Annotated in this window: 13 protein-coding genes; 10 read left to right on the forward strand and 3 right to left on the reverse strand. The window is 62.5% G+C overall.

The window, feature by feature from the left end; all coding sequences use genetic code 11:
* Positions 1-38: 38 nt before the first annotated feature.
* On the reverse strand, positions 39-803 hold the full coding sequence (locus PVZ80_RS31145) for a TOBE domain-containing protein (RefSeq protein ID WP_273864982.1): 765 nt from the start codon (positions 801-803) through the stop codon (positions 39-41).
* A gap of 64 nt (positions 804-867) precedes the next feature.
* Positions 868-1,608 carry a ComF family protein gene (locus tag PVZ80_RS31150; protein ID WP_124315446.1) on the reverse strand — a complete coding sequence of 247 codons (741 nt, stop codon included), beginning with the start codon at positions 1,606-1,608 and terminating at the stop codon, positions 868-870.
* 91 nt (positions 1,609-1,699) lie between these two features.
* Between PVZ80_RS31150 and bioB the strand changes: the two genes are divergently transcribed.
* From bioB to PVZ80_RS31200, 10 genes are all read left to right on the forward strand, one after another.
* The gene (gene bioB, locus PVZ80_RS31155) at positions 1,700-2,755 is read left to right on the forward strand and encodes a biotin synthase BioB (RefSeq protein ID WP_007926062.1); all 1,056 of its coding nucleotides are present in this window, start codon (positions 1,700-1,702) and stop codon (positions 2,753-2,755) included.
* Positions 2,756-2,889: 134 nt separating this feature from the next.
* Entirely contained in the window at positions 2,890-4,068 is a 1,179-nt protein-coding gene (bioF, locus tag PVZ80_RS31160; protein WP_124302210.1) for an 8-amino-7-oxononanoate synthase, read from the forward strand.
* The gene (locus tag PVZ80_RS31165) at positions 4,061-4,792 is read left to right on the forward strand and encodes an alpha/beta fold hydrolase (protein WP_009051196.1); all 732 of its coding nucleotides are present in this window, start codon (positions 4,061-4,063) and stop codon (positions 4,790-4,792) included. The genes bioF and PVZ80_RS31165 overlap by 8 nt, the downstream gene beginning before the upstream one ends.
* Positions 4,785-5,597: a malonyl-ACP O-methyltransferase BioC gene (gene bioC / locus PVZ80_RS31170; protein WP_101283753.1), complete on the forward strand. Its 813-nt coding sequence runs from the start codon at positions 4,785-4,787 to the stop codon at positions 5,595-5,597. The genes PVZ80_RS31165 and bioC overlap by 8 nt, the downstream gene beginning before the upstream one ends.
* Positions 5,594-6,274 (forward strand): dethiobiotin synthase, encoded by a 681-nt coding sequence (bioD, locus tag PVZ80_RS31175; protein ID WP_016704081.1) that lies wholly within the window; start codon positions 5,594-5,596, stop codon positions 6,272-6,274. Before bioC ends, bioD begins: the two co-directional genes overlap by 4 nt.
* A 107-nt stretch (positions 6,275-6,381) precedes the next feature.
* A complete protein-coding gene (locus PVZ80_RS31180; protein WP_009051193.1) occupies positions 6,382-6,678 on the forward strand; it encodes a hypothetical protein in 297 nt (98 codons plus the stop codon).
* 302 nt (positions 6,679-6,980) lie between these two features.
* Positions 6,981-8,786, forward strand: a complete 1,806-nt coding sequence (locus PVZ80_RS31185; protein ID WP_009051192.1) for a phenylacyl-CoA dehydrogenase — start codon at positions 6,981-6,983, stop codon at positions 8,784-8,786.
* Positions 8,787-9,004: 218 nt separating this feature from the next.
* The gene (locus PVZ80_RS31190) at positions 9,005-10,297 is read left to right on the forward strand and encodes a GGDEF domain-containing protein (RefSeq protein WP_016704080.1); all 1,293 of its coding nucleotides are present in this window, start codon (positions 9,005-9,007) and stop codon (positions 10,295-10,297) included.
* A 90-nt stretch (positions 10,298-10,387) separates the two neighbouring features.
* The gene (locus PVZ80_RS31195; RefSeq protein ID WP_273864983.1) at positions 10,388-12,184 is read left to right on the forward strand and encodes an acyl-CoA dehydrogenase C-terminal domain-containing protein; all 1,797 of its coding nucleotides are present in this window, start codon (positions 10,388-10,390) and stop codon (positions 12,182-12,184) included.
* 201 nt (positions 12,185-12,385) lie between these two features.
* The gene (locus tag PVZ80_RS31200; protein ID WP_016704078.1) at positions 12,386-14,164 is read left to right on the forward strand and encodes an acyl-CoA dehydrogenase C-terminal domain-containing protein; all 1,779 of its coding nucleotides are present in this window, start codon (positions 12,386-12,388) and stop codon (positions 14,162-14,164) included.
* Between the two features lie 237 nt (positions 14,165-14,401).
* Here the strand turns inward: PVZ80_RS31200 and PVZ80_RS31205 are convergent, their stop codons facing one another.
* A complete protein-coding gene (locus PVZ80_RS31205) occupies positions 14,402-15,310 on the reverse strand; it encodes a LysR family transcriptional regulator (protein ID WP_009051188.1) in 909 nt (302 codons plus the stop codon).
* Positions 15,311-15,351: the final 41 nt, after the last annotated feature.

The following is a 15,351-nucleotide window of genomic DNA, read 5'->3' on the forward strand; positions in this document are numbered from 1 at the left end:
AGCCTGCGGCAGCGGCTACAGAGCGGTGATCAGTCTGGTTACAGCGGCGTGCCGAGCAGCACATTGGATGGCGAGAACTGCACCCGCACCGGCTTGCCGGCGCTCAAGCCAAGGTTTCGCAGGTGCAGCGGTTCGGCCAGGGCGCAGAGGGTCTGGCCGCTGGGCAGGACGATGCGGATTTCGCTGGGGCCGTCGTCGGCGTCGAGGATCGCTTCCAGGGTGCCTTGCAGGCAATTGTGTCCGGGTGTTGCAGGCTGATCGATGGCCAGCAGTTCCAGCCAACCAGCCTTGATCAAGGCCACTACTCCGGTGCCGGGTTCCAGTTCCAGATGCAGGGTGCTGTCATGGGTGATTTGCGCCTGGATCACCAGGTCTTCCGCGAGCGCCAGGCGCACCAGGTCGTTGCGCCCTTGCGCTTCGACGGTCTGCACCGTGCCGTGCAGCTGGTTGCGGGCGCTGGTCCGGAGCATCAGGCGCCCCAGCAGATCGAGGTCGGCGGCGTCTTCGGCGGCTTCCAGCACCTGGGCCTGCAAGGCCTGCAAACGCTGGTAGAGACGCAGCACCCGCTCGCCCTCTGCGGAGAGCCTGGCGCCACCGCCGCCTTTGCCGCCGACACTGCGTTCGACCAGGGGTTTTTGCGCCAGGTTGTTCAACTCATCGATGGCATCCCAGGCTGCCTTGTAACTCAGGCCGGCGCTTTTCGCGGCACGGGTGATCGAGCCCTGTTCGGCGATGTGCTGTAGCAAGGCAATGCGCTGCGGGCGCCGGGCGATGTGCTGGGTCAACAAGGTGGGCAAGGGCATGGCTGGACGCTTTGAACGCTGGGAATGGAAAGGGAGTTTGCGGCTTGAGGGCCGAGAGTCAAGTTCAGTCGGGCTCGCCAGGTTTTGGCGTGCGTGCCAGGCAGTAGACATCGACCCGCCGCGCCCCGGCCGTGAGCAACAGCCGCGCCAGGGCGTGGGCGGTCGCGCCGGTGGTGAGTACGTCGTCCACCAGCGCCAGGTGCCGGCCATGGACCGCCGCCTCGGGCATCAGGGCGAAGGCGTGACGCAGGTTGCGTTGCCGCGCCCTGGCATCCAGGCCTTGTTGCGATGGCGTGTCCTGGGTGCGCAGCAACGAGGTTTCGTCACAGGGGATCTGCAGGATCTCGCCTAGCCAGCGCGTGAGCATCGCCGCCTGGTTATAGCCGCGTTGGCGCAGGCGCTTGCGGGCCAGGGGCACTGGCAGCAGGGCATCGGGCTGTGGCAGGTCCTCACTGAAACGATGTTGCAGCGATTGCGCGAGAAGTTCGGCCAAAAGTCGGCCAAAGGGCCATTTGCCGTTGTGCTTGAAACGGCTGATCAGGCTGTCGACCGGAAAGCCATAACGCCAGGGCGCCACCACCTGGGCAAAGGCCGGCGGTCGCTTGAGGCACTGGCCGCAGGTCAGGCCGGCCGCGGGCAGGGGCAGGGCGCAGACCTGGCAATGATCGCCGAGCCACGGCAGTTCGGTTTCACAGGCGGTGCAAATGGCTTGGGGCGTGTCGGTCGGCTCATCGCAGAGCAAACAGGTTTGTTTGTTTTTTAACCAGATGTAAACCGGTCCTTGGTAATGTGGTTGACACTGCATGGCGCTTCCTTAAATATGCCCAACATCCGTGTCGCGGCTGTGGGTATTCCCTTCCCATCGCCGCTTGCCAAGCATAATCAAGGAATCGCCCATGAGCGCCAGCACCACCGCCAATCTGCGTCATGACTGGACTTTGGCTGAAGTCAAAGCCCTCTTCGTCCAGCCGTTCAATGACTTGCTGTTCCAGGCGCAGACGGTGCACCGCGCACATTTCGACGCCAACCGCGTCCAGGTTTCCACCCTGTTGTCGATCAAGACCGGCGCCTGCCCGGAAGATTGCAAATATTGTCCGCAGTCCGGTCACTACAACACCGGCCTGGAAAAAGAAAAGCTGATGGAAGTGCAGAAGGTCCTCGAAGAGGCTGCGCGCGCCAAGGCCATAGGTTCGACCCGTTTCTGCATGGGCGCGGCCTGGAAACACCCGTCGGCCAAAGACATGCCGTACGTGCTGGAAATGGTCAAGGGCGTGAAAGCCATGGGCCTGGAAACCTGCATGACCCTCGGTCGCCTGGACCAGGACCAGACCGAAGCGCTGGCCAAGGCCGGCCTGGACTACTACAACCACAACCTCGATACCTCGCCGGAGTTCTACGGCAGCATCATCACCACCCGTACCTACAGCGAGCGCCTGCAGACCCTGGCCTACGTGCGCGATGCCGGGATGAAAATCTGCTCCGGCGGCATCCTCGGCATGGGCGAGTCCCTCGATGACCGCGCCGGCCTGCTGATCCAGCTGGCCAACCTGCCGGAGCATCCGGAATCGGTGCCGATCAACATGCTGGTGAAAGTGGCCGGCACGCCGCTGGAAAACTCCGAAGATGTCGACCCGTTCGACTTCATCCGCATGCTTGCCGTGGCTCGCATCCTGATGCCGAAATCCCATGTGCGCCTGTCCGCCGGCCGCGAAGCGATGAACGAGCAGATGCAGGCCTTGGCATTCTTCGCCGGCGCCAACTCGATCTTCTACGGCGAGAAACTGCTGACCACCGCCAACCCGCAGGCCGACAAGGACATGCAACTGTTCGCGCGCCTGGGCATCCAGCCGGAAGCCCGCGAAGAACACGCCGACGAGGTGCACCAGGCCGCCATCGAGCAGGCGCTGGTGGAACAGAAGAGCAGCGAGCAGTTCTACAACGCTGCCGTCTGATCTGCTGCCTCTGTAGGAGCGAGGCTTGCCCGCGAATGGTTCACCGCGTGAGCCAGGGACACAGAGGTGTCTGGATCGCGGGCAAGCCTCGCTCCTACAAGGATGATGTTTCTTTTCTTGCCTGCGAGGCCTGCATGTCTTTCGATCTCCGCGCGCGTCTCGCTGCCCGTCGTGCCGAAAACCTCTACCGTCAGCGCCCACTGCTGGAAAGCCCGCAAGGGCCGCAAGTGGTGGTCGACGGCCAGCCATTGCTGGCGTTCTGCAACAACGATTACCTGGGGCTGGCCAATCATCCGCAAGTGATCGAAGCCTGGCGCGCCGGTGCGTCCCGCTGGGGCGTGGGCGGTGGCGCCTCGCACCTGGTGATCGGCCACAGCACGCCCCACCACCAGTTGGAAGAAGCCCTGGCCGAGTTCACCGGCCGCCCGCGAGCACTGCTGTTCACCACCGGTTACATGGCCAATCTCGGCGCAGTCACCGCGCTGGTGGGGCAGGGCGACACGGTGCTGGAAGACCGCCTCAACCACGCTTCGTTGCTGGACGCCGGCCTGCTCTCCGGCGCGCGCTTCAACCGTTACCTGCACAACGATGCCGAGAGCCTGGCCAAGCGCCTGGAGAAAGCCACCGGCAATACCCTGGTGGTCACCGATGGCGTGTTCAGCATGGACGGCGACCTGGCCGACCTGCCGGCCCTGGCTCGCGAAACCCGGGCCAAGGGTGCCTGGCTGATGGTCGACGACGCCCATGGGTTCGGGCCGCTGGGGGCCAACGGCGGAGGAATCGTCGAGCACTTCGGTTTGAGCCAGGAAGATGTGCCGGTCCTGGTGGGCACCCTCGGCAAGGCGTTCGGCACCGCCGGCGCCTTTGTCGCCGGCAGCGAGGAACTGATCGAAAGCCTGATCCAGTTCGCCCGTCCTTATATCTACACCACCAGCCAGCCGCCGGCCCTGGCCTGCGCCACCCTGAAAAGCCTGGAGTTGCTGCGCAGCGAGCACTGGCGGCGTGAGCACCTGAACACGCTGATCCGCCAGTTCCGCCTGGGCGCCGAGCAGATCGGACTGACCCTGATGGACAGCTTCACGCCGATCCAGCCGATCCTGATCGGCGACAGTGCGCGGGCGATTCGCCTGTCACAAATGCTGCGCGAGCGCGGCCTGATGGTCACCGCGATTCGTCCACCGACCGTGCCCGCGGGGAGCGCCCGCCTGCGGGTGACCCTGTCCGCCGCCCACAGTGAGGCTCAGGTCCAGCTATTGTTGAATGCACTGGCGGATTGTTTTAGCGAACCAGGACCGGAGCCAAGCCATGCGTGATCGACTGATTCTGCTGCCCGGTTGGGGCCTCGGCGTATCGCCGCTGGAGCCCTTGGCGGCGGCTCTGCAGGGGCTGGACGAACACCTGCGGGTCGAGATCGAACCGTTGCCGGAGCTGGAGTCCAGCGACCTGAATGAGTGGCTCGACGAACTGGACGCCAGCGTGCCGGACAACGCCTGGCTCGGTGGCTGGTCGCTGGGTGGCATGCTGGCTTCCGAGCTGGCGGCGCGTCGTGGCGAGCGCTGCTGCGGTTTGTTGACCCTGGCCAGCAACCCCAGTTTTGTGGCTCACGCTGAGTGGGCGAGTGCGATGCCGGGGGAGACCTTCGACGGGTTTCTGGCCGGCTGCAACGCCGACCCGCGCACCACCCTCAAGCGCTTCAGTTTGCTCTGCGCCCAGGGCGCCGAAGATCCACGCGGCCTGTCGCGCCTGCTGTCGGGCGGCGCGCCGCATACCTCGGGCGCGGTGTTGATGGCCGGCCTGGAATTGTTGGCGCAGTTGGACACTCGCCATGCTCTGCAGGCGTTTCGTGGGCCGCAGTTGCATCTGTTTGCAGGGCTTGACGGACTGGTGCCGGCCGAAGCCGCGGGTGAATTGCTGGCGTTGTTGCCCGATGTCGAAGTTGGTCTGATCGAACAGGCCAGCCACGCGTTTCTTCTGGAGGATCCCCACGGTGTGGCGGGGGCGATCCAGGCTTTTTTGCATGAGTCCGGCGATGACTGATCTGTCCCTTCCCAAGCCCCCCGGCAGCTTGCCCGACAAGCGCCAGGTGGCGGCTTCCTTTTCCCGCGCGGCGTCCAGTTATGACAGCGTGGCGCAACTGCAGCGCGACGTCGGTCACGCGTTGCTGAGCCGCCTGCCGCAAGATCGCGAGCCTGGCCGCTGGCTGGACATGGGCTGCGGCACCGGTTATTTCAGCCGCCTGCTGGGCGAGCGCTTCCCGGCCAGCGAAGGGCTGGCGCTGGACATCGCCGAAGGCATGCTCGAGCACGCCCGTCCGCTGGGCGGGGCGCAGTATTTCATTGCCGGCGATGCCGAGCGTTTGCCGTTGCAGGGGCAGAGTTGCGAACTGATTTTCTCCAGCCTGGCAGTGCAGTGGTGCGCAGACTTCCGTTCGGTCCTCAGCGAGGCGCATCGAGTGCTGAAGCCGGGCGGCGTGCTGGCCTTTGCCAGCCTGTGCGTCGGTACGCTGTACGAATTGCGCGACAGTTGGCGTCAGGTCGACGGCATGGTGCATGTCAACCGCTTCCGTGAGTTCAGCACGTATCAACAGCTGTGTGCGGCGAGTGGCTTGCAGGTGCTGAGCCTGGAAACCCGTCCGCATGTGCTGCACTACCCGGATGTGCGCAGCCTGACCCATGAGTTGAAGGCCCTGGGAGCGCACAACCTCAACCCTGGACGGCCCGGCGGGCTGACAGGGCGGGCGCGGATCAAGGGCCTGATCGACGCCTACGAACAGTTCCGTCAAGCGCAGGGATTGCCCGCGACCTACCAGGTGGTCTACGCCGTATTGGAGAAGCCGCTATGAGCCGAGCCTATTTCGTTACCGGAACAGACACCGATGTTGGCAAGACCACCGTCGCCGCCGGCTTGCTGCATGCCGCGCGGCTTTCGGGGCTGAGCACGGCGGCCGGGAAACCGGTGGCTTCAGGCTGCGAGCTGACCCCCAAGGGGCTGCGCAACGCCGATGCACTGGCCTTGCTGGCCGAGTGCTCGTTGCCGTTGACCTACGACGAGGTCAATCCACTGGCCTTTGAACCGGCCATCGCTCCCCATCTGGCGGCCCGCGAGGCTGGCGTGGCGTTGACTGTGCAGGCCTTGCTGGCGCCCATGCGCCAGGTGCTGGCCAAAGGCGCGGACTTCACCCTGATCGAAGGGGCCGGCGGCTGGCGTGTGCCGCTGGCCGACCAGGACAACCTGTCCGACCTGGCCATGGCCTTGGATCTGCCGGTGATCCTGGTGGTGGGCGTGCGCCTGGGCTGTATCAACCATGCCCTGCTGACGGCCGAAGCGATTGCCCAGGACGGTTTGCAGCTGGCGGGTTGGGTGGCCAATATCATCGAGCCGAAGACTTCGCGGCTCGAGGAGAACCTCGCCACGCTGGCGGAGCGCCTGCCCGCGCCTTGTCTGGGGCGGGTCCCGAGATTGAAGGCGATCAGCGCCGAAGCGGTGGCCGAGCATCTGCAACTGGACCTGCTTGACTAGATTTTGCCTATGGTAAGGCACTGTGCCATTAGTGTTTTTGACGGGTCTTTTCCTGGCGTGTCTGCTTCAATAGCCGCTGTTCATTCCTTGCAGGGTCGAGTTCTCCCATGGAAATTTCCGGGAATACCGCTTTCTACGCCGGCCTGAGTACCGTGCAGACCGGGCAGAACCGTGTCGATCAGGCGGCCAGCCAGATCGCCAGCACGACCATCGAGCGTTCTGTCACCAGTCAGTCTTCCGAAGTCCAGGTCGAGCGCCTGCGATCCGTCGACCGCAGCCAGCAATCGGACCTGGCCAGCAACATGGTCGAGATGTCCATGGGCAAGATCCAGGCGGAGCTGGGCGTGAAAGTCGCCAAGGCCGCCGATGAAGTGCTCGGTACGCTGATCGACACCTACGCTTGACCCTCCCTCGGTAGCCCTGGCCGTTTTTGCGGGCAGGGTGGCCCGCGCAAGAACACCCTGCACATCCCCTTCTGCCGTCTTGCTGGCCTGCCAGCTCCTACACTCAATTTAGCTTCCGAATATTTCACGGCATTCGCTGTGGACCTTGGCGTGCAAGGCCTGCAGGGGATCGATGACGAACGGTGTTTGCGTGGTGCTTGACAAGGTTTGGGCGTAAACGTATGTTTCAAACAACTGTTTGACCGCCACAATAAATCAACGCGGTTGTTCATTCCCGGTTACATCAGCAGAGGTTTATCGCTATGCCTGACTACAAGGCCCCCTTGCGTGATATTCGCTTCGTTCGTGACGAGCTGCTCGGCTATGAAGCGCACTATCAGAGCCTGCCGGCTTGCCAGGACGCTACTCCAGACATGGTTGACGCCATCCTCGAGGAAGGCGCGAAGTTTTGTGAGCAGGTACTGGCCCCTCTGAACCGTGTGGGTGACCTGGAAGGCTGCACCTGGAGCGAATCCGGCGTTAAGACCCCGACGGGCTTCAAAGAGGCTTACAAGCAATTCGTCGAAGGCGGCTGGCCAAGCCTGGCTCACGATGTCGAGCATGGCGGTCAAGGCCTGCCGGAGTCCCTGGGCCTGGCTGTCAGTGAAATGGTCGGCGAAGCCAACTGGTCGTGGGGCATGTACCCAGGCCTGTCCCATGGCGCGATGAACACCATCTCCGAGCACGGCACGCCTGAGCAGCAAGAGGCTTACCTGACCAAGCTGGTATCCGGCGAGTGGACCGGCACCATGTGCCTGACCGAACCGCACTGCGGCACCGACCTGGGCATGCTGCGCACCAAGGCCGAACCTCAGGCCGACGGTTCCTACAAAGTCACCGGCACCAAGATCTTCATCTCGGCCGGTGAGCACGACATGGCCGACAACATCGTCCATATCGTTCTGGCCCGCCTGCCGGATGCACCGGCTGGCACCAAAGGCATCTCGCTGTTCATCGTGCCGAAGTTCCTGCCGAACGCCGATGGCTCCGTCGGCCAGCGCAACGCCGTGAGCTGTGGTTCCCTGGAACACAAGATGGGTATCCACGGCAACGCCACCTGCGTGATGAACTTCGACGCGGCCACCGGTTTCCTGATCGGCCCGGCGAACAAAGGCCTGAACTGCATGTTCACCTTCATGAACACCGCTCGCCTGGGTACCGCGCTGCAAGGCCTGGCCCACGCCGAGATCGGTTTCCAGGGTGGCCTGAAATACGCTCGCGATCGTCTGCAAATGCGTTCCCTGACTGGCCCGAAAGCGCCGGACAAGGCCGCCGACCCGATCATCGTGCACCCTGACGTACGTCGCATGCTGTTGACCATGAAGGCTTTCGCCGAAGGCAACCGTGCCATGGTCTACTTCACCGCCAAGCAGGTCGACATCGTCAAATACGGCGTGGATGAAGAAGAGAAGAAGAAAGCCGATGCACTGCTGGCCTTCATGACGCCGATCGCCAAAGCCTTCATGACCGAAGTCGGCTTCGAAGCCGCCAACCACGGTGTGCAGATCTACGGTGGCCACGGCTTCATCGCCGAGTGGGGCATGGAGCAGAACGTTCGCGACAGCCGCATTTCCATGCTGTACGAAGGCACCACCGGCATCCAGGCGCTGGACCTGCTGGGCCGTAAAGTGCTGATGACCCAAGGCGAAGCCCTGAAAGGCTTCACCAAGATCGTCCACAAGTTCTGCCAGAGCAACGAAGGCAACGAGTCGGTCAAAGAGTTCGTCGCACCGCTGGCTGCGCTGAACAAGGAATGGGGCGAGCTGACCATGAAGGTCGGTATGGCAGCCATGAAAGACCGTGAAGAAGTTGGTGCCGCGTCCGTGGACTACCTGATGTACTCCGGTTATGCCTGCCTGGCTTACTTCTGGGCCGACATGGCGCGCCTGGCTGCCGAGAAGCTGGCTGCCGGTACCACCGAAGAGGCGTTCTACACCGCCAAGCTGCAGACTGCGCGCTTCTACTTCCAGCGCATCCTGCCACGTACCCGCACTCATGTTGCGGCCATGCTGTCGGGTGCCAACAACCTGATGGACATGAAAGAAGAAGATTTCGGCCTGGCTTACTAAGCCTTACCGAGGTTCATTCAGAAGCCGCTTCTCCTTCGGGAGAAGCGGCTTTTTTGTGCGCGGAATGAATCTGAAAATAATCCGACTAAAACGTTAAGAAGAAGCCGATCCCTGCCGTTACAGAGGTGGCAATGTGACATGTGTCACATTTGTGCTGTTTAACTATGCCAGGTGAAGGCATAGTGCCATCAACTGTTTAGCCGCGTCGGAGCTTTACCTTGCCGCGTTCTTCTGCTGTACGTTTCAGCCATTTTCTTCCGTCATTGTTACTCCTGCTTGCGGGGCTTGCGGCCGCCTACGTCAAGGATCTCAACGTCTTCTTCACCTCGCTGTTCAACGTCCTGCCGACCCTGGTGCTGTTGCTCGGCGGTGCCTACTGCGCGGTGTATCGACGCCAGCGTGAACTGTTCCTGATGGTCACGGTGTACATCGCCTATTTCCTGCTCGATACCCAGACCGACTATTACCGCGACAACGGCAAGGTGCGCGAGGATGCGGCCGTGGTGTTCCACTTGGTCTGCCTGCTGCTGCCGCTGCTGTTCGGCCTGTTCGCGGCCTGGCAGGAGCGCACCCACCTGTTCCAGGACATGGTGGCGCGCTTTGCCGTATTGCTCGCCTTTGGCAGTGTGGCGTTGGGGCTGGAACAGAGTTATCCCCAGGCGCTGCTGGCCTGGCTGGCGGAAATCCGTTGGCCGGCCCTGCACGGCGCCTGGATGAGCCTGATCCAGTTGTCGTATCCGGTGTTTCTCGCCGCCTTCCTGTTGCTGACGATCCAGTACTGGCGCAACCCGCGCCCGCTGCATGCGGCGCAACTGGTGGGGTTGCTGGGGCTGTTCTGGATGCTACCCAAGACTTTCATCCTGCCCTTTACCTTGAACATCATGTGCAGCCAGGTGATGTTGATGATCGCCGCAGCCGTTGCCCACGAGGCGTATCAGATGGCGTTCCGCGACGAGCTGACCGGCTTGCCGGGCCGCCGCGCCTTGAACGAGCGCATGCAGCGCCTGGGCCGCAACTATGTGCTGGCGATGAGCGATGTCGATCACTTCAAGAAATTCAACGACACCCACGGCCACGACGTGGGTGACCAGGTGCTGCGCCTGGTCGCCAGCAAGCTGTCGAAAGTCAGCGGCGGCGGTCGCGCCTACCGTTATGGCGGCGAGGAGTTTGCTGTGGTGTTCGCCGGCAAGACCCTCGAGGAATGCATGCCGCACCTGGAGGTCATTCGCGAGACCATCGCCAACTACAACATCCAGTTGCGCAATCAGGAGAACCGCCCCCAGGACGACCAGCAGGGGCGTCAGCGCCGGGGCGCGGCCGCAGCGTCCAGCGTGTCGGTGACCGTCAGTATCGGTGTCGCCGAGCGGCAGATGGAGCACCGCTCGCCGGAAGAGGTGCTCAAGTCCGCCGACCAGGCGTTGTACAGCGCCAAGGGCGCGGGGCGTAACTGCGTCATGGCCTTCGGTCAGAACCGTCGTGGCGCGGTGCGCATGGACACCGCTGCGGGTTGAGTGATAGCGGCGCATTCAGCGTCTGGACTGTGATTGGCAGGTCGGATGAGCGGCAGTAGGTTGGATCGATCTGCTGCCGGAGAAACCACCATGCCCGAGTACAAAGCTCCCCTGCGCGACATGCGCTTTTTGATCGACCACGTCTTCGACTTTCACTCCAGCTATGCGGCTCTGGGGGCCAGCGATGCCAGCCCGGACATGGTGGCCGCGATCCTCGAAGAAGGGGCGAAGTTCTGTGAAAACGTACTGGCGCCGCTGAACCGCTCCGGCGACGAAGAAGGCTGCCATTTCGACAATGGCGTGGTCACCACGCCCAAAGGCTTCAAGCAGGCTTTCGCCCAGTATGTGGAAGGCGGCTGGCACGGCCTGGCAGCGGACCCGAGCTACGGTGGCCAGGGCCTGCCGCATTCACTGGGGTTGGTGATCAGCGAGATGGTCGGCTCCAGCAACACTTCCTGGGGCATGTACCCGGGCCTGACTCACGGTGCCATGTCGGCGATTCATGCCCACGGCAGTGAAGAACAAAAGCAGACCTACCTGAGTAAGCTCACCGCCGGCCAATGGACCGGCACCATGTGCCTGACCGAAGCCCACTGCGGCACTGACCTGGGCATCATCAAGACCCGCGCCGTGCCCCAGGCCGACGGCAGCTATGCGGTCTCCGGCAGTAAGATTTTCATCTCGGCCGGCGAGCACGACATGAGTGAAAACATCATCCATCTGGTGCTGGCCAAGCTGCCCGATGCGCCGGCGGGCACCAAGGGTATTTCGCTGTTCATCGTGCCCAAGTTCCTGCCCAACGCCGACGGCGAGGCGGGCGAGCGCAATGCTGTGAGCTGCGGCTCCATCGAGCACAAGATGGGCATCAAGGCCTCGGCCACCTGCGTGCTGAACTTCGATGGCGCCAAGGGGTTCCTGATCGGTGAGGCCAACAAGGGCCTGAACTGCATGTTCACCATGATGAACCACGCGCGCCTCGGTACCGGGATGCAGGGGCTGTGTCTGGGCGAGGCGAGCTTCCAGGGCGCAATCAAATACGCCAACGACCGTCTGCAGATGCGCTCCCTGACCGGGCCGAAGGCGCCGGACAAGGCCGCCGACCCGATCATCGTCCACCCCGATGTGCGGCGCATGCTGCTGACCATGAAAGCCTTCAACGAAGGCAATCGTGCCCTGGCCTATTTCACCGCGCAGTTGCTGGATGTGGCGCACCTGGCCGCCGATGAGACCCAGCGCCAGGATGCCGAGAACCTGTTGGCCTTCCTGACGCCGATCTGCAAGGCCTTCATGACTGAAACCGGGCTGGAAGTGACCAACCACGGCATGCAGGTGTTTGGCGGGCATGGCTTCATCCGCGAGTGGGGCATGGAGCAACTGGTGCGCGATTGTCGCATCGCCCCGATCTATGAAGGCACCAACGGCATCCAGGCCCTGGATCTGCTGGGGCGCAAGGTGCTCGGCAGCCAGGGCAAGCTGCTGATGGGCTTCACCAAGATCGTCCATAAGTTCTGTGCGGCCAATGCCGAGCATCTACAGCTCAAGGGGCATGTGGCGCAGCTCAATGGGCTCAACCAGCAATGGGGCGCGCTGACCACCAAGGTCGGGATGGCGGCGATGAAGAACCCCGATGAGGTCGGGGCCGCGGCGCTGGATTACTTGATGTACAGCGGTTACATCATCCTCGCCTATCTGTGGCTGCGCATGGCGCTGGTGGCCCAGGCCCGGCTCGATGCTGGTGAAGAGGATGCCGATTATTGCCAGGCCAAGCTGGCGACCTGCGAGTTCTACTTCAAGCGCCTGCTGCCGCGCACGGCGTCCCATCAGGCAGCGATCGAGGCGGGCAGTGATTGCCTGATGAAGCTGCCGGCGGAGCTGTTTTCGCTCTAGGTTTCCATGTAATCGTCCATCGCGGGCAAACCCACTCCTGCAGGCTTTTGCGGGGATGGGTTTGCCTGCGATTTTTGGTGACTAAAAATTACATAAAAGTCACTAGTTGACCCTATGTGTCGCAAAAGTTGTTCGGGTACACTCGAGCTTTCGTAAATGGGGCCGTTCGGGTCCACTTGTTTAGATCTTGCGAGGTTTGCCATGGCTGACTACAAAGCGCCCCTGCGCGATATGCGCTTCGTCCTCAATGAAGTTTTCGAGGTCGCCAAACTCTGGGCCGAACTGCCTGCTCTGGCCGACACCGTCGACGCCGAAACCGTCGAAGCGATTCTTGAGGAAGCCGGCAAAGTCACCGGCAAGAGTATCGCCCCGCTGAGCCGCGGCGCGGATGAAGAGGGCTGCCACTGGAGCGACGGCGCGGTCACCACGCCCGCAGGTTTTCCACAGGCCTACCAGACTTATGCCGAAGGCGGCTGGGTTGGCGTCGGCGGCGATCCGACCTACGGCGGCATGGGCATGCCCAAGGCGGTATCGGCCCAGGTCGAGGAAATGGTCAACTCGGCCAGCCTGTCGTTCGGCCTCTACCCGATGCTGACCGCGGGCGCCTGCCTGTCGATCAACGCCCACGCCAGCGAAGAATTGAAGGCGGCCTACCTGCCGAACATGTATGCGGGCGTTTGGGCCGGCTCCATGTGCCTCACCGAGCCCCATGCCGGCACCGACCTGGGCATCATCCGCACCAAGGCCGAACCGCAGGCCGACGGCTCCTACAAGGTCAGCGGCACCAAGATCTTCATCACCGGCGGTGAGCACGACCTGACCGAGAACATCATTCACCTGGTGCTGGCCAAGCTGCCGGATGCGCCAGCGGGGCCGAAAGGCATTTCGCTGTTCCTGGTGCCGAAGTTCCTGGTCAACGCCGACGGCAGCCTGGGTGCGCGCAACCCGGCGAACTGCGGGTCGATCGAACACAAGATGGGCATCCAGGCCTCGGCCACCTGTGTGATGAACTTCGACGAAGCCGTCGGCTACATCGTCGGCGAGCCGAACAAAGGCCTGGCGGCGATGTTCACGATGATGAACTACGAGCGTCTGGGTGTCGGTATCCAGGGCCTGGCCTCGGGCGAGCGTTCCTACCAGAACGCCGTGGAGTACGCCCGCGATCGCCTGCAAAGCCGCTCGCCGACCGGCCCACAAGCCAAGGACAAGGTCGCCGACCCGATCATCGTGCACCCCGACGTGCGGCGCATGCTGCTGACCATGAAAGCCGCGAACGAAGGCGGCCGCGCGTTCTCCACCTATGTGGCGATGCAACTGGATACCGCCAAGTTCAGCGAAGACGCTGTGGTGCGTAAGCGCGCGGAAGATCTGGTGGCCCTGCTGACGCCGGTGGCCAAGGCTTTCCTCACCGATCTGGGGTTGGAAACCACGGTTCACGGCCAGCAGATTTTCGGCGGCCACGGCTACATCCGCGAATGGGGCCAGGAACAGCTGGTGCGCGATGTGCGCATTACCCAGATCTATGAAGGCACCAACGGCATCCAGGCGCTGGACCTGGTCGGGCGCAAGATCGTCGGTAGCGGCGGGGCGTTCTACAAGCTGTTCGCGGACGAGATTCGCCATTTCACCGCAACCGCCAGCGCCGATCTGGCCGAGTTCACCAAGCCATTGAACGATGCGTTGGATAACCTGGACGAGCTGACTGCCTGGCTGCTGGATAGGGCCAAGAGCAATCCGAACGAAATCGGCGCGGCCTCGGTCGAATACCTGCAAGCATTCGGATACACGGCGTACGCCTATATGTGGGCATTGATGGCCAAAGCGGCCCAGGGCAAGGAGTCGCAAGACGATTTCTACGCCAGCAAGCTGGGTACCGCGCGCTTCTACTTCGCTCGGCTGCTGCCGCGTATTCACTCGCTGAGCGCATCGGTGAAGGCGGGTAGCGAATCACTGTTCCTGCTGGATGCGGCGCAGTTCTGAGTGTGTGTGCGTCATGTAAGCTTTCTCTTACATGACGTGCTGCTAATCACCCATATCGGCAGATTGGATCCAGAGCTAATCTACTTCACATGGACGTCGCGCAGGAAGCGCAAAGCAATAACACGGACACGTAGGATTCCGCCAGGATGGTGGAGTGAAAAGGATGTCAGGGAAACAGTCTGCAAAGCCCCGCTTCGGCGGGGTTTTCTTTTGCCCGCGTTTTTTATCTGCGCTTGTTCAACCAAGTCCTTCCAGCGTCGCCGGGCCGCTCATTTCTTCTTCCAGCAAGGTTCGCAGCAACGCCAGGGTTGCCTGCTGACGCTGTACATCACGACATACCAGCCCCACTTTCAACGGCACCCTCGGTTCGCTCAGCGGTTTCCATAGCAGGTCCGTATGACTGTGGGTCTGACGCGAGCGCCCCGGCAGGACCGTGGCCAGGCGGGTGTTGGGCAGGCTGTCGAGAATCCCCGCCATATTGTTCAGTTCCGCCTGCACCTGTGGCCGGCGCCCGAGGTTGGTCAGTTGCGCCTGCCAGATCTGGCGTATCTGGAACTCCTCGCCCAGCAACAGCATGGGCAGCTCCGCGGCCTGGCTCATGGAGACTTTCTTGAATTCGCGCAGGGGATGTTCGGCGGGAATCACCAGGGTCAACTCATCTTCGTAGAGTTGCACACCGTGTAGTCCCGGTTGGCGCGGGGGCAGATAACTGATGCCGATATCCAATGAGCCATTGAGCAGGCGCCGTTCGATTTCCAGGCCAGTCAGTTCATAGATCTGCACCACCAGATGCGGCTGGGCCTTGCGCACTCGTTCGAGCATCTGTGGCACCAGGCTGCTGTGCACGGTTTGCAGTACGCCGATTGCCAATGTGCGCAGGGCTTGGCCCTTGAAGTTGCCCAGGGCTTCGCGAGCTCGCTGCATACCGTCGAGCAAGGGCAGGGCATGGTTGTACAGGGTATGGGCCGCCAGGGTCGGTAACAGGCGCTTGCTGCTGCGTTCGAACAGGCTGACGTCGAGGTTCTGTTCCAGCTGACGGATCTGTTGCGAGAGCGCGGGTTGGGAGATCGACAGGCGCTCGGCGGCGCGTCCCACGTGACCTTCTTCATACACCGCGACGAAATAACGCAGTTGTTTAAAATCCATAAGTTCTGCTTATCGAAAAAGCTGGAAAATCGAAATGGCCC

It is taken from the genome of Pseudomonas sp. B3G-3, assembly GCF_028640915.1.
In the GTDB taxonomy this organism is placed as follows: domain Bacteria; phylum Pseudomonadota; class Gammaproteobacteria; order Pseudomonadales; family Pseudomonadaceae; genus Aquipseudomonas; species Aquipseudomonas chlororaphis_I.

Coding starts and splice junctions, on each gene's coding strand:
- PVZ80_RS31145 (WP_273864982.1), bottom strand. CDS start 803: ATGCCCTTGCCCACCTTGTTGACCCAGCACATCGCCCGGCGCCCGCAG.
- PVZ80_RS31185 (WP_009051192.1), top strand. CDS start 6,981: ATGCCTGACTACAAGGCCCCCTTGCGTGATATTCGCTTCGTTCGTGAC.
- PVZ80_RS31180 (WP_009051193.1), top strand. CDS start 6,382: ATGGAAATTTCCGGGAATACCGCTTTCTACGCCGGCCTGAGTACCGTG.
- PVZ80_RS31195 (WP_273864983.1), top strand. CDS start 10,388: ATGCCCGAGTACAAAGCTCCCCTGCGCGACATGCGCTTTTTGATCGAC.
- bioC (WP_101283753.1), top strand. CDS start 4,785: ATGACTGATCTGTCCCTTCCCAAGCCCCCCGGCAGCTTGCCCGACAAG.
- bioF (WP_124302210.1), top strand. CDS start 2,890: ATGTCTTTCGATCTCCGCGCGCGTCTCGCTGCCCGTCGTGCCGAAAAC.
- PVZ80_RS31200 (WP_016704078.1), top strand. CDS start 12,386: ATGGCTGACTACAAAGCGCCCCTGCGCGATATGCGCTTCGTCCTCAAT.
- bioD (WP_016704081.1), top strand. CDS start 5,594: ATGAGCCGAGCCTATTTCGTTACCGGAACAGACACCGATGTTGGCAAG.
- bioB (WP_007926062.1), top strand. CDS start 1,700: ATGAGCGCCAGCACCACCGCCAATCTGCGTCATGACTGGACTTTGGCT.
- PVZ80_RS31205 (WP_009051188.1), bottom strand. CDS start 15,310: ATGGATTTTAAACAACTGCGTTATTTCGTCGCGGTGTATGAAGAAGGT.
- PVZ80_RS31150 (WP_124315446.1), bottom strand. CDS start 1,608: ATGCAGTGTCAACCACATTACCAAGGACCGGTTTACATCTGGTTAAAA.
- PVZ80_RS31165 (WP_009051196.1), top strand. CDS start 4,061: ATGCGTGATCGACTGATTCTGCTGCCCGGTTGGGGCCTCGGCGTATCG.